Source organism: Thiobacillus sp. (genome assembly GCF_013693775.1).
Taxonomy (GTDB): Bacteria; Pseudomonadota; Gammaproteobacteria; order Burkholderiales; family Thiobacillaceae; genus Thiobacillus.
Genome location: NZ_CP059257.1, coordinates 3317901 through 3330618, shown reverse-complemented (window position 1 = coordinate 3330618; position 12718 = coordinate 3317901). Strand labels below are relative to the sequence as shown.

At 64.2% G+C, this 12718-nt stretch carries 16 protein-coding genes, 2 tRNA genes and 1 pseudogene; 7 read left to right on the top strand and 12 right to left on the bottom strand.

Annotated features, from left to right (window positions below; translation table 11 throughout):
• Positions 1 to 49 precede the first annotated feature (49 nt).
• From HZY77_RS16475 to HZY77_RS16455, 5 genes are all read left to right on the top strand, one after another.
• Positions 50 to 125 (top strand) — tRNA-Ala (locus HZY77_RS16475).
• Between the two features lie 16 nt (positions 126 to 141).
• On the top strand, positions 142 to 345 hold the full coding sequence (locus HZY77_RS16470; RefSeq protein ID WP_296817163.1) for a hypothetical protein: 204 nt from the start codon (positions 142 to 144) through the stop codon (positions 343 to 345).
• A 30-nt stretch (positions 346 to 375) separates the two neighbouring features.
• Positions 376 to 451: transfer RNA gene (locus HZY77_RS16465), tRNA-Glu, on the top strand.
• Between the two features lie 218 nt (positions 452 to 669).
• Positions 670 to 1023, top strand: coding sequence for a hypothetical protein (locus HZY77_RS16460; RefSeq protein WP_296817160.1), 354 nt, complete (start codon positions 670 to 672; stop codon positions 1021 to 1023).
• An 8-nt stretch (positions 1024 to 1031) separates the two neighbouring features.
• The gene (locus HZY77_RS16455; protein ID WP_296817158.1) at positions 1032 to 1571 is read left to right on the top strand and encodes a hypothetical protein; all 540 of its coding nucleotides are present in this window, start codon (positions 1032 to 1034) and stop codon (positions 1569 to 1571) included.
• A gap of 36 nt (positions 1572 to 1607) precedes the next feature.
• Here the strand turns inward: HZY77_RS16455 and HZY77_RS17950 are convergent.
• A pseudogene (locus HZY77_RS17950) lies at positions 1608 to 1979 on the bottom strand (recombinase family protein); the annotation flags it as partial.
• A gap of 429 nt (positions 1980 to 2408) precedes the next feature.
• Here HZY77_RS17950 and HZY77_RS17945 point away from each other — a divergent pair.
• Positions 2409 to 2501, top strand: coding sequence for a hypothetical protein (locus HZY77_RS17945; RefSeq protein ID WP_363154663.1), 93 nt, complete (start codon positions 2409 to 2411; stop codon positions 2499 to 2501).
• Positions 2498 to 3019 carry a hypothetical protein gene (locus HZY77_RS16450; RefSeq protein ID WP_296817155.1) on the top strand — a complete coding sequence of 174 codons (522 nt, stop codon included), beginning with the start codon at positions 2498 to 2500 and terminating at the stop codon, positions 3017 to 3019. Before HZY77_RS17945 ends, HZY77_RS16450 begins: the two co-directional genes overlap by 4 nt.
• A gap of 91 nt (positions 3020 to 3110) precedes the next feature.
• Here HZY77_RS16450 and HZY77_RS16445 read toward each other — a convergent pair whose 3' ends face one another.
• From HZY77_RS16445 to HZY77_RS16395, 11 genes are all read right to left on the bottom strand, one after another.
• Positions 3111 to 3275, bottom strand: a complete 165-nt coding sequence (locus tag HZY77_RS16445; protein WP_296817152.1) for a hypothetical protein — start codon at positions 3273 to 3275, stop codon at positions 3111 to 3113.
• Positions 3275 to 3463, bottom strand: a complete 189-nt coding sequence (locus HZY77_RS16440; protein ID WP_296817149.1) for a hypothetical protein — start codon at positions 3461 to 3463, stop codon at positions 3275 to 3277. Before HZY77_RS16440 ends, HZY77_RS16445 begins: the two co-directional genes overlap by 1 nt.
• Positions 3464 to 3637: 174 nt before the next feature.
• A complete protein-coding gene (locus tag HZY77_RS16435; protein ID WP_296817146.1) occupies positions 3638 to 9418 on the bottom strand; it encodes a hypothetical protein in 5781 nt (1926 codons plus the stop codon).
• Between the two features lie 82 nt (positions 9419 to 9500).
• Positions 9501 to 9857, bottom strand: coding sequence for a hypothetical protein (locus HZY77_RS16430; RefSeq protein ID WP_296817143.1), 357 nt, complete (start codon positions 9855 to 9857; stop codon positions 9501 to 9503).
• Positions 9858 to 9880: 23 nt separating this feature from the next.
• On the bottom strand, positions 9881 to 10258 hold the full coding sequence (locus tag HZY77_RS16425; protein ID WP_296817141.1) for a hypothetical protein: 378 nt from the start codon (positions 10256 to 10258) through the stop codon (positions 9881 to 9883).
• Positions 10255 to 10407 carry a hypothetical protein gene (locus HZY77_RS16420; protein WP_296817138.1) on the bottom strand — a complete coding sequence of 51 codons (153 nt, stop codon included), beginning with the start codon at positions 10405 to 10407 and terminating at the stop codon, positions 10255 to 10257. The genes HZY77_RS16425 and HZY77_RS16420 overlap by 4 nt, the downstream gene beginning before the upstream one ends.
• 32 nt (positions 10408 to 10439) lie before the next feature.
• The gene (locus tag HZY77_RS16415; RefSeq protein ID WP_296817135.1) at positions 10440 to 10958 is read right to left on the bottom strand and encodes a hypothetical protein; all 519 of its coding nucleotides are present in this window, start codon (positions 10956 to 10958) and stop codon (positions 10440 to 10442) included.
• Positions 10955 to 11626: a hypothetical protein gene (locus HZY77_RS16410; protein ID WP_296817133.1), complete on the bottom strand. Its 672-nt coding sequence runs from the start codon at positions 11624 to 11626 to the stop codon at positions 10955 to 10957. The genes HZY77_RS16415 and HZY77_RS16410 overlap by 4 nt, the downstream gene beginning before the upstream one ends.
• A gap of 51 nt (positions 11627 to 11677) precedes the next feature.
• On the bottom strand, positions 11678 to 12136 hold the full coding sequence (locus tag HZY77_RS16405; RefSeq protein ID WP_296817130.1) for a hypothetical protein: 459 nt from the start codon (positions 12134 to 12136) through the stop codon (positions 11678 to 11680).
• On the bottom strand, positions 12133 to 12264 hold the full coding sequence (locus HZY77_RS16400; protein WP_296817129.1) for a hypothetical protein: 132 nt from the start codon (positions 12262 to 12264) through the stop codon (positions 12133 to 12135). Before HZY77_RS16400 ends, HZY77_RS16405 begins: the two co-directional genes overlap by 4 nt.
• A 38-nt stretch (positions 12265 to 12302) precedes the next feature.
• Complete coding sequence (locus tag HZY77_RS16395) at positions 12303 to 12512, bottom strand: hypothetical protein (RefSeq protein WP_296817127.1); 210 nt, start codon at positions 12510 to 12512, stop codon at positions 12303 to 12305.
• Positions 12513 to 12718 lie beyond the last annotated feature (206 nt).

The window sequence follows — 12718 nt, the reverse complement described above, 5'->3', positions numbered from 1 at the left end:
CGAAGGCTTTACAAGCACGAAATGCATCTATAGAATGCGCGGCTTCGTTGGGGGTATAGCTCAGCTGGGAGAGCGCTTGCATGGCATGCAAGAGGTCAGCGGTTCGATCCCGCTTACCTCCACCAACTGACAGGATGTACGATGCACAAGCTTGGCGTCATCACCACGCTGCTGGGGTTGATCCTGAGTGTAGCGGGCTTGGCTGTCGGGTTTTGGGAAATGCTTCATGGCAACGGGAATGCACAGTTCTGGCTCTCGCTGATACCATTGGGCTTCGTCGGATTGTTTGTCGGCGTCACCTTGACCCAGCTGTACAACAAGCAGGAAAGGCGCAAGCCTGAGTAGTAAAAGTTGGCGGTTCACACCGTCGTCCGGGTCCCCATCGTCTAGAGGCCTAGGACATCGCCCTTTCACGGCGGTAACCGGGGTTCGAATCCCCGTGGGGACGCCACCTTCGTTCCGGTAGGTTTGCCAAGCGGAACGCTGAGTCGGTAATGCAACGAGATCACTCTGGTCTCGGGATCGAGCGTAATTCTCGACACCAAGGTATTCAGCACACGGCGCAGTTCTCCGGCCGGTATCCTGTGCTCGTCTGAAAATCCAAACTCCCCCTCCCAACTGCCCGCACCGTCGCGAATCTCCATTCCCGACACAGCCAAGGCGAAGTTGATGTCCTTCTCGGTAAGGGTGTTCAACCGTTTCTTGAGCACTGTCTGTTCGGCCCAGGTGGCCTTTGACTCGCGCAGCTTCGCGACCTCGGCTTCCAGCTCCTTCATTTTCGCCAACAGCGTGCGGTCGCCCGTCTCGGCAACCAGGTCGACGATATTCGCGAGCTTCTTCTCTGCCTTCCGGATGTCCCCCTCGATCGCCACCGGGTCGATCTGGATCGCGTCGGCCATGCTGCGCGCCTGCTGCACGATACGGGCAAGGAACTTCTTGTCCTTCAAGTCGGCGCTGACCTGGAGGAGTACCTCCGACTCGACCCAAGGCGCATTGATGCGCTGCCCCTTGCGGATGCGATAGGCCTTGTCATGCGCGTCGCCTGTCCACTGCCGGCCGTCAGGCGTGAAGAGCAGGCCGGCGAGCAGGAAGTCGTCGGCGTTGTAGACGCGCACGCGCTTCGGTGCGCGATCCTCATGCAGCGCGAGCAGGCGCTCGGCTTCATCCTTTGTGATAAGCGCCTCGTGCGTGGGCTCCTCGGAAATGACCCACTCCGCCCGCGGGCGCCATTCCATCGATCGACGGGGATCCTCCTTCGTCGGCTTGATCTTGCGCCGCTGATTCCAGACCGTATAGCCGGCATAGGTGAGCGCGTTACGCTCAATGCCGACGAGGGACGCCACCGCCTTGCCCCGCAGGCCGGCGTCGGTAGCAGCCACGGTGCGGGGAATGCCAGCGGCGCGCGCCTCAAGAAACGCCTTGACCTTCACCGCCTCGCGTTTGTCGAGGATCAAGGTGGACTTGCGCACGGCCACGCCTGCGCGCATTGCGCCCGTCTCATGGTGCTGCAGCGTGTATCCGAGAGGTGCGCGGCCGCCAGCGCGAAAACCCTTGCCGACGTTCGCCTCTAGTCCGCTGCGGCCCTTCTCCGAAGACAGGCGCGCATGCAGCCGGTCGAACGAGCGCGCGACGTTGAGCATCATCTCGCCGAAGGCTGAGTCGCCGTCGATGTCCATTTTCGAGAACCGGATGTCGACGCCGGCTTTCTCCGCCTCGCGCTTGACGTAGATGCCGATCATCGGGTCGCGTGCGATGCGGCTGGTATCGAGCGCCAGGATCGTTGTCCACCCNCGCGCGGGGTCGCGCAGCGCGGCAAGCATCTGGCGCAGCCCGGGGCGGGCGGCTTCGTCCAAGCTGCCGCTGATTTCCATGTCGGAGAACTCCACTGCGACGGCGTAGCCCTTCTCCTTTGCGAACGCCTTGAGCTCCCGCCGCTGGATGTCGAGCCCGACTTCCGCCTTGTCCTTCGACGATCGCATATAGATCGCAGCGCGCTCGATTTTGGCTTTCATGTTTTTCCCGGAACGTTATCGCGTCGGTATTGTACAACAGATGCAAAGGCCGTTATACTGCCGACAAGTGACAAGCCCAGCCGCAGGGGCGTAAAGAACTGCGGCCGTGCCGAAGTACGCCAGCGAATCACAGCCCGCTGGAGCTTCGGGTCAACACGTTGCGGGCACCCTGGTGGACAGGGCAGGCATGTGGCAATCGCCACGCCTTCCCCTTTTGTTTCAGGCGTGGCAATCCGAAAGGAAAAACCATGACCTCGCAAACCGAAAGGAAAGCCATGCCCCGGAAACGAACGACGCGGACTCACCGGCCGCACACCTGGACACCGCCCAAGCCGCCGAGTATCTCAATATCCCAAAAGCACGCTTGAGGTCTGGCGCTCGCGCAAGACTCACGGCATCCCCTACTACAAGATTGGCAGCCGCGTGCGCTACGCCCGCGCCGACCTCGACGCCTGGCTGCAGTCGCGCCGGATCGGGAGTGCAGCATGAACAAGCCCACCCCTTTCAGCATCGCCACCGCGCACTACTTCAAAGCCGTTGGCGCCGCGGCCCTGCAGCCGAGCGCTTCGCTTTCCAGCACGACGCCGAACGGCACGACCTACCTACGCAACGCCAACGGCTTGCTTGCCGTCGTCACCTCGACGGGCAAAGTATTCGACCGTGTTGCCGGCACTCGGCTCGACGGCGGGGTGGGGTCGGACAGCAACGATTGCGAGCCCGATCCCTTCGACTTTGGCGCGGCCGCGATGGCTACGGCGCTGAGCATGCGGGAGGAAGATTTTCGCGAGGCGTACCGGCGCGGCGAGATTGTCCCTCCCGACGCCGTCCGCTTTGGCGGCCCGCGCTGGTCTAGGCAATCTCTTAGAGATGAACTCTCTAAGAAGTACCCCGTTGACATTACGGGCGCCCTCGCCGGACTCGACGCGCTGAATGCGATCAATCGAGGAATCGAGCGCGCGGAATCTATGGAGCGACTGGAACGCGCCCGGCGCCGAGGGCTGTCCTAATGACGGCCGCGCCCGTGGCCATGCGTGCGCTCGACCTCCTCGACGAGCTCGCGCTGCCAGACTCGGAAGACCTCGACGACGACGAAGGCTTCTACGACGACGACGAGGGCTGCTGACGCCGGGAGGGCTTGCCCTCCTCCGCCGGTTTGTTCCGCCTGATCGATTCGAGCAGCGGCAGGAGCAACTCGGCGGCCAGCTTGATGTCGGGCTTACCGACCGGCGGCAGCACCGTAATTTTCTGAGTCGGCTTCGGCATCACAGTCTCTCCGTCGACGAGGGGGCCACCATCTCAAGGCATTCGCGCGAGAGATTCAGGCATCCGCCAAGGAAACTGTTCGCGGCTGCGGCGCCCATTTCCTCCAACACTTCCACGCCGCGCGAGCCGGTGATCGCGGACAGTTGCGCATGCAGTAGGTCAAGCTTCGTCTCAAGTTCGATGTTCATTTTCTGACTCCTTCGTCGGTTGATGAAGACCCCACTCTAGCACTCGAATTTAAATAAATCTACTGTAAATTCAATAACTTATGTTTACTATTCAGTAAATCCGTTTAGCAAAAGGTAAATAAAAAATGCCCTGCAACGTGTGCAGGGCAAGGCCTCCCGACGAAGGAAGGAAAACTAGTTGCGGGTGCCTGGGCTCGCCGCGCCGCTGAGTGCGCCACGGGTGGCATCGATCGGCCCTGACGGCTCAACCTTGCCTTGCATCACGTCGGCCGCGTAGCCGAGCGGCTTGCCCAGCGCCGAGACCGGGATACCCGTCGCAATGCTCACCAGCGTCAGGGTGTCGCGCACGGCGCGCTTGGCGCTGCCGTCTTCGACGATGGCCTGATAGACCGAGTGCGGCGCGCTGGCCGCGCTCTCGATCATGCTGACAGCGGGTGCGGTGGACATACGGTCGTCGTAGGGCTTGCGGTTGAACGCGTTGGCCGTGACGACCGAGACCTGACCAATGACGGGGACCATCGCGGCCGCGGTGCGGAACTGCGACCCGAAGAACGCGGCCAGCCAGGCATCGAGATAGCCGTCGTCGTCATCGTCGCCCGGCCCGCCCCGCATGCCCTGCACGATCGCCTCGGACATCACGGCCGGGATCATGAAGCCGAGCGCGTAGATGTAGAACAGGCGCCCGGCGCCCTTGCGCAGCCCCATGTCCTGGGCGACCTTGGCGAATTCGGTGCCGAGGATGTTGGCCTGCATGTTGAAGTAGCCTTGAAACTGCGTGAACAGCCGCACGAAGGCCGGGCCGGTCTCCCAGCGGCTCACGTCTTCGGGTGACAGGCTGCCTTGTGTCTCGCGAACTGCCGAGTTCGCCGCGCGGATCGCGTCGACTTCGCTCTCTCCCGCGGTGAGCGCCTGGTCATAGGCCGCCGACCAGGTGATCGTATCAACGACGTTCTGCATCGCCGACTGCAGGAAGTACCCATGCTTCGCCGTCCAGGCCTGGGCCTTCTCATACGCGCTGGGGTTGACGAGCAGCTGCTCGATATCCAGCCGCATGGCCATCGTCTCGTTGTGCTGACGCTGCGCCATGAACGGCGACAGCGTGGCGATCTCCTCCGCCATTTGCGCGGGGCTGCGCATGTAGCGCACCGTGGCGGCGGCGAGGTGCGACGGCTTGACCTTGAGTGCAGTTATGGAAAGCCCGGTGATCTGCTGCAGCGCGTTCGTCATGTTGGCAAACATCGCGGCCATGCCGGCGCGGGTGCGCATGGTGCGGAAGAACCGGTCGCCGAGCTTGCCCGCCCAGCCGGTCGTCGGCGTTTCGACCGTCTGCCGCGCGGCGCGGTTGAGCCACGGCAATAGCATGTCGGTGTAGGCGACCGGATCATACCGGCTCAACGTGCCGGCGAAGCCCTTGGCCTTGAGGGTGCGGACCGTATCCCTCACGCGGCCCTCCAGGTGGGCGAACAGCAGCACTTTGTCGATATGCGAGCCGACCGTGCGCAGGTCGAGCAACAAAGGCCGGTTGTACTCGACGCGGCCCTTCGTGAACCCCGCTGANGTCGCCGGGAACATGTAGCTGTTGCTTTGGTTGACCGCGTCCAGCTCGGCATAGACCGCCGCGTCCTGGGTAGTGAACGTGTCGACCAGCGCGGGCACGTAGCCGCCGCGTAGGTAGGTGCCGAACGGCGTCGCTACCGGGGAGGCCGTCACCTCGTCGAAGTAGCGCCCGAACACTTCCCTGTGCGTCTTTTGGGCGAGAGGCTTGATCTCTTCCAATAGATCCCATACGCCTTGAGCGAAGTCGAAGTCGGCTTTCGTGAGCTTGCCCTCGTTGGCCAGCCGCCGGATGAGCGCCTCCCAGCGCGACGTATCGACCGAGCCGTCGGCGCGCTCGGTGCCCCAGTTACGGCCAAGCAACAGCTTCCGCATGTTGCTCTCGTTGCCGGTGTGCAGGAGGGCATGCAACAGCTCGACCTTGCCCATTCCGCCCTGGGCATGGCCGAAGGTGTAGCCGAGTTCCGGCGCATCGATCTTGCCCGGCGTGAGCGAAGGCTCGACGGCCTTGAGGAGGTCGCGATAGCGCGCGAGGTACTTCGCCGAGTCGGCGCGGTAGCGGTCGGCTGATTCGCTGACCGGGTTCCACAGGTAGGTGCGGAACGCGCCCGTGATCTTGCCGCTATCCATGCGATCGACCCAGTGCTCGACGCGGCGCATCGCAGCACGGGCGCCTTGCACGTAACGGATGCGCTTTTCATTTTCGGTGATGGCGCGGCCGTCGCCGGGCGCCGTGTCGGGCACGCCCAACTCGTTCAATCGTGCGGTGAGCGTGGCGGCGATCTCGTCCCGGTCCATGAGCTGGCCGTCAATCTCGACCTCCCGAGAGCGCCTGGACATGTACCACAGACTTTCGACCTGGTCAGCCAGGGCGCGGAACTGGTCAACACTCAACTCGCCCAGCGGGCGGGCATCGGCAACGGCCGCCGACAGCTGCGGCTCAAGCACGGCGTACAGCTCGGGGTCGTACGCCTTGAGCGCGTCCATGTAGCGCGCGACCTTGTCGACCTTGCCGGCCGGGACTGCGCCGTATTCGGCGAGGATGGCGCGGGCAGCATTGACCAGGTCCAGGTTGTGCGTCTTGCCGATGCGCTCATCGCCCGCGCTGGCGATGTCGCGGAACAGCGCCTCGGCCTTGCCGATCTCCTCGCGGGCCGCGTAGGTCTGATGGGTGAGCGCGTTGTTGAACAGCTGCGTACGCTTCTGCGCGATCGACTGCTGGATGTCACCCTGGCGCAGCGCATCCTCGGCGGCGCGTGCGGCCTTTGCCGCTGCGACGGTAAACATGCGGGGNCGCAGCTTGCCGACCTTGGCCTGCCCGACTACGCGGCGGGCCATGTCCTTCGCGGCCTGCGCAAGGAGGAGCGCCTGCCCCCGGTTGGCATTCTGCAGCGCCGCCAGTTCTGCCGCGACCATGCGCTGCCTTGCTTCGTTATGGATCGAGGCCTCGGCGCTGCGCTCGATCGAGCCGCCGTCGACCATGTTGCTATGTTCTTCCAGCATGCGCTGGTCGGTGCGGCCCTCGATGAGCTGGGCCTCGGGTTCGGCGGCGAGGATCGCGCGCACCATCTGGTCGCCCGAGTCGAAGCCGAACAGTTCGGCCACGAGGTCGGGGTGCATCCCGTCCAGGCCTGCCAGTCCAGCTTTGCCGGTGGACAGGTAGCGCCAGGGTGCGTTTGCCGCCTCTCCGTACATCTGCTTCAGCGCGGCGAGGTCGAGCTTGGTACTGCCGGTGCCGGCGTCCACGATGATGCGACGTTGCGCGCTGGTGCGGTCGGCTTCGGTCAGTTCGCCGTGGCGGATGAACCGCTGCGCGGCATAGACCGGCATTGCCTCGACCTCGGCGCGCACTTCGGCCTCGATCCGGTCGCGGATCTGGGTGGCCTCGGTCTTGATGCCGGCGGCGGCCTTGGCCTTGGCGTTTGCCAGCCATCGCATGTTGCGCAGGCTGCGCGCTTCCAACGCGCTCAACGCGTCAGCCTTCGCCTGATCGGCCATGCCCTGGTATTCGGCGAAGTCGACACCGAACTGCTGGGCCTCTTCGGCAGTGCGGAACAACGGCCGCAGNGACCGCGCCTGCTCGGCGGTCTTGATCTGTGAATCGGTCGCGAGCATCCGGTCCATCACGCCGCGCACCTCGGGCGTCAGTTCTCCCTTGAGCGACGAATAAACGCGAAGAAGCCAGGAGCGGAACCGGGCGAACAGGCCTTGCATTTCGACGCTGGGCGCCNNACCCTCGTGCAGATACTGCTCGAAGCCCTTGGCGAACTTTTCGTGGTACTGGCGGCGCTGGTCTAGGTTCATGCCCGCCCATGTCTGCGCGTCGACGCCGAACCAATCGTAGAGCGTTTGCATGTCCTTCTGCAGCGCCGGTGCGGCCTTCGCCATGTCGGCGTAATTTTCCAGAAAGTAGTGGCCCGACTCGTGAAGGAAAGTGCTCATGTCGGCGTTTTTGAGCAAGGCGATCAAGGGCCGCCCGTCGACCGTGTGCTCCTTGGGCACAAACGCGCCGCGATTNGCGATTGCCATTGCCCTGGGCGTAGGCNNGGCCGGTGCGTCGGGCTTGAGCCATTGCAGCACGCGGTCGACGATACCGGCCGGCGCTTGATCGAAGCCCGGCGCGCCGGGAAGCGCTTCGCCCGCGATGTTCGCCCGGTACTGCTCGAAAAGCTGCGCAGGNGTCGTGCCGAGGCGTTCGGCCATGGTGGTGAAGAATGCCGCATGCAGGTCCGCATAGCTGGCGTTCACCTCGGGCGAGAACCGGCCCACCTGATTAAGCTGCTCGGCGATGCTGGCCCTGATGGCGGACTCTTCCAGCGCTGCCGGCGTCTCGGCGAGATGCTCGCTGACCAGACGGTTGATCTCTTCGTTCAGGCGCGGGGCATCCTCGCCCTGCAGGTAGGCGTTCGCCTCCGCAATCGTCGGCGCCTCGGGGTCCATACGCAGATTCTGGAGCAGGGTGTCGCTGTATTCCCGGCCTGTCAGGTGGGCGGCGAATTCCCCGACCGGGATCTCTACTTGCCCCTGCGTTGCGACCGCCGTATCAAGCTGCGCGAGGCTCGGCATGTTGGCCTTGAGCGCGTCCACGTCAGCGCCCGACTGCGCGAGCGAATTGGCCAGCGTGGCGGCGTCGATGAACACCGACGAAGGCACACGCCCGCCGGCATCGGCTGACGCCTGCACGTGCTGGGCAAAGGCCTCCGTATCGCGTCGGCGAAGCTTGCTGTCCTTGGCCAAGGTCGCCAGTTCGCGCAGTGCGTTACCGGCGTCAGCCGTGGCGGTGGCGGCATCCTGCCGGCCCATCACGTGCTGCGCAACCCGGTCAACCAGCTTCACCGTGCCGACCTGGCCGCCGGTGCCTACCAGGGTGGCGACCAGCGTCTGAATGGCGGCGTCGGGCCGCTCCTTCACATATTCAGAAAAGGGCTTGTCCGGGTTAAGGACGGCCCACTCGTTTAAGTCCTGCAGGACGGTCGCAACCTGCTCGCCCGGCACTTCGGATACTGCTTGGTGCGCGAGGGTTTTGCCGAAGCTGGCGCCCGCCTTCAGGTCGCGCAACAGCCATGAGACGGGGAGTTTCTCGGTCGCATATTCGATGGCGGCCTGCGATGCTGCGAAGGTCAGCGAGTTCGGCACGTCGACGCCCTTGTCGCGTGCCTGGCCGTAGGCCTGGCCGCCGGTGGTGGCGGTCATCGGTGCAAGCGCCAGCGAGGGGTTGCCCGATAGCGCGGCTACCGGCAACGTAATCATGTTCTGCGACAGCGACTGCAGGCCGGAATACCAGCCGCTGGCCAGATTGCCTTCGGCCTTGGGCATCCACGCGTCGCGGGTGGCCTTGGATGCAAGCCGCTGGCGGTTGAAATAATCGGCTGCACGTGCTGCTGGGTCTTCCGGCAGAACCGTCCCGGTCAGCGGGCCGGTGATGTACTTCGACACGACATCGGCGCCGGACTGCGCGACGCCCCACATGCCTTCGTTAAAGCCAGGGATGCCGGACGCCAGGGCGCGGCCGCTGTTCTTCAGAACCGTTTCGATCCTCGACAGCGTGCCGTCGTCGTGCGCAATCGCGGCGAAGTCGGGATTTTCCATCTGGCGAGCCAGCGCGGGGGTGTCGATGCGCATCTGCTCAGCGCGGTCGAGCGTGGCCCGCTGCTGTACGGTCTGCAAGTTGCGCTGCACGATCGGCGTGGGCAGGCCGGTCTGACGTGCGAGCTGGGTCGCACGGGCGACCTCGTCGGGGTTCTGCTTGACCGCACCGTAGAGCGAGGTGCGCAGGCGGGCGTTGTCCTGGGTCACGCCGTCGATAGCAGCGTCAAGCGGGTCGGGGGTGGCGTCGCGTGGCTGCGGGGCGGCCTGGTCTAGTCCGTCAATCGCTGCATCAAGGGGATCGAGGTTCGGCATGTGGGGTTCCTATCAGGCGTGCCAACGAGCGGGGTTTCAGTCAGAAAGGCGTTAAAGAGGCCGCCCGTCAACGCGGCGCCAGTCACCTTGACCAGGATGCCGAGGTACTGCTCGTAATCGGGCGCAGAGGAAAGGGCGACACCGAATTCAGCCCTCTGACGAGCGACGCAATCGGGATCGGGCCCGTGCCGAAATGTCGGGTGGCGCTGCCGTCGGTGGCGATGTTGCCCGTGCTGTCACTCGCCAAAATGAATTCAACGAAGGCCCCGCCGCCTGACGTCACGGTTTCGCTGATCTGGATAACGAGGCTCAGGCCTTCACCGCCGGTGGACTGGATGGCGGGGTCGACTTCCGCTGCGTCAGATGAGAAGAAGGTCCCGGTAAAACCGGTTGGGAGGGCGAAGTTCGAGGCGAATTTGAGATTTTCATCGGTAATCATGGTGCTGCTCCTTGTGGTTGTGGTTATGCGTCAATGCCTGCCAGGTCTGCGCCTGCGCGTTTCGCGGCAAGCTTTGCGGCAATTTCAGCCATGTGCGCATCGTGGCGGTTGAGCGCCGAGAGCCAGGCTTCGACATCTGGGTACAAGCCCGTAGTGGTGAGGACCCGTCCGTCGGCCTCCTGCAGCGCCTGCGCCTCGCCGGCTTTGGTGTCTTCGTGCAAGGTGCCCAAACTGTTCGGGGTGATGTACCGTGTTTCTTCCGGTGCGGCCGGGTCGATCGATACCGCAAGGACAGGGCTGTCGCTGTTGACAATCCACTCCCGCGGCCCTTCTTCGTCCGCTTCTACGCGAAGTGCCTCGATGAGGCGAAGGCCAGCGGGCGGTTGGAGAATCGTGCTCATCTGGGGACTTTCAGCTTGCCGCTGGCTACCGCTTTCAGCGCAGCGGCAACGACCTTTTTCACGACGCGCACGTCGTCACCGGCTCCGGAACGGTCCAGAAGCGCGGCCACCCTCGGGTCGCGCGCCACCAAAGCCTGGGCGGCGGCCAAGGCAAAACCAGCTTGGTCGCCGTGTGCTTCGTTCAACCACTTAAAGGCGGCGGCGCGATTGGCTTCCTGCACTTCGGGTGTCGGCGGGGTGCTTTGAAGATCGGCGCCAGCTCGCGCACGCCGGTCGCTGACAGAGTTAAATCCGCGGCAATTTCTCGAAACGTGGCGGCGGCCTGCACGGCCTGCTCCTGGGTGAACGGCACCCCGTCCGGGCCCTTCTGGCCGACGACAGCTTCGAAATCAGCATCCGGCAAGTCGGTCGCGTATACCGTTTGCGCCGAATACATCCGCCGGCTGGGGTCAGCCTCTCGCAGAGCCCGCACCTCTTCCGGGGCGTTGCTATCGACGAAGGCCTCGGGGTCCTTGTTGAACAGGCGCATGCCGGAAGCTTCCATCTGAGCCTCTTCACTCAGATTAGCGGCAGGCGAATCATGAACCGGCTCGGCTGCCGGCGTGGCGGGCTGCACGGCCGCCGAAGTGATTAGCGTCTCGACTACCGGCTCGGGTGCAGCCGGGGCTGCCATGCTTGGATATAGGGCGTCGGTGTTCACTGGATGGCCTCATTCGCACGTTCAACGAGGCGCCGCACTGCGCGGGTCATTCGTTCGACGCGGTTGGTGTAGTGCTCGCCCATGGGTGGCAAGCCGTGGCGGATCAAGCGCAGAGAGGGATGCGGCGCGAGTTCGCGGAATAGCCCGGCGCGCTGGAGCGCATCCTCGATAAAAATCCCAAGCGTGGAACTGCTGTGACGGATTTCCTGCGCGAGGGACCATAGCTGTTCCTGGTCGCGCTTGGACTGCTGGCGGATCAGACTCTGGATAGCCCCTTTGGCTTCTTCCCCGTGGGCGTGCATGTCTTTGATGCGGGCGACCAGGGTGCCGATGGCCTTGTCGACGTTCGCCGCGTGCTTCACGGCTTCTTCGTGGTGCTTCTTGAGGTAGGCTTCCGCCTCGATATTGGCTTGGCGACGGGCGACTTTTTCCTCTTCTTCACGGTCGGCCCTGGCTTTCTTGACGCGACGCTCGGCGCTTTCCCGCAGCGTGGTTTCCTTGCTGATTTCCGGGTGCAGCCGGCCGACCTCTTCTTCGTTCCCCGCGTCGGCGGCGAGGTCCAAGTCGGTGCGCAGCTTGGCTAGCTTGTCGTCGCGATCGGCTAGATCGCGCTCAAGTTCTTCGAGGTTCGTGGGCATGGTGGACTCCGGGTTGACGATGGAGCCCATGGTGCCTTTCACCCTCCGAGGGCAGGACGAAAAGAAGGTTTGCCGAAGGACTTATTTGAAATCGAAGCGCAGTGGCACGCCTTCCGGAGCGTACTGCGCGATCACAGTGTCGTCCCGCGGTGCGAGGCGCACATCCCGCACGGCCCGCGCGAGTGCGTGCATGTGGCGCGCGTCGAGCCGTTTGGCGAGGCCGTTCCGGCGAGACTTTAGGCGGTCATACGTCGCGTCATTGAACATGACCGCCCCGTCCAGACGCACATGCTCCGGGTAGGACCGCCAGGCAAGCGCCACGTCCTGGGCGAAGTCCGACACGTTGAGGATCGAACGCTCCCTGCCTGCGGGGTCGGCAGCAACCAGGGTTCGCGTGGCCGGGTCGTAAAGCCACAGCGCCGCGTGGCCGAACTGGAGCAGGTGCTCGCGGGCCGCGAGGTTGGCAGCATAGCCGTCAGGGTCCGAGGGGGCGTGTATCAAGAGGAAGGTTGCCGCGAGGTTTGCCTGCTCGGGTGTCATAGCAGTCCCCGCTTCTTGAGAATGGCAACGCCGCCAGGCGTGCGGCGCAAGTGTTCGATGGCGCTGTTGCGCGTCGACTGCAGCGCCTTCTCGTCCCGCTCACGTTGGGCGAGCAGCTTCGCCAGCATCGCCCGTTTGGCCTCGGCGCGTTTCGCTTTGGCCTTGGCTATCGCGTCAGCGGGGGCGGTTCCAGAAATTCCGCCGCCACGGCATCGGTGTCAGCGAGAAGGCGGCCGGTGAGCGCGCCCAAAACGTCGGCGATGAAATCCGGGTGACGACGGATATTCGGGAAGGTGAGGATGCGGCACAGGTACGGCGTGGGCACCGAGTCCAGCGGGCGATTTTTGTACATTCCGAATTCGATGATTCTAGGCATGATTGACTCCGTTCTAATTCAGGCGCGCGGGCGCGTTGGGATGTTGCGTTTTGTTGCAGAGGGGACGTGCTGACGTATTCGCGCAGGCGCAGGCGCGCGATACTGCTGACAGAACGACGTGCTGACGTATTCGCGCAGGCGCAGGCGCGACGCGCGGGCGATGCGTGGGGAAACTCCCCGTTTTGTATACGCGTGCGTACCGCGCG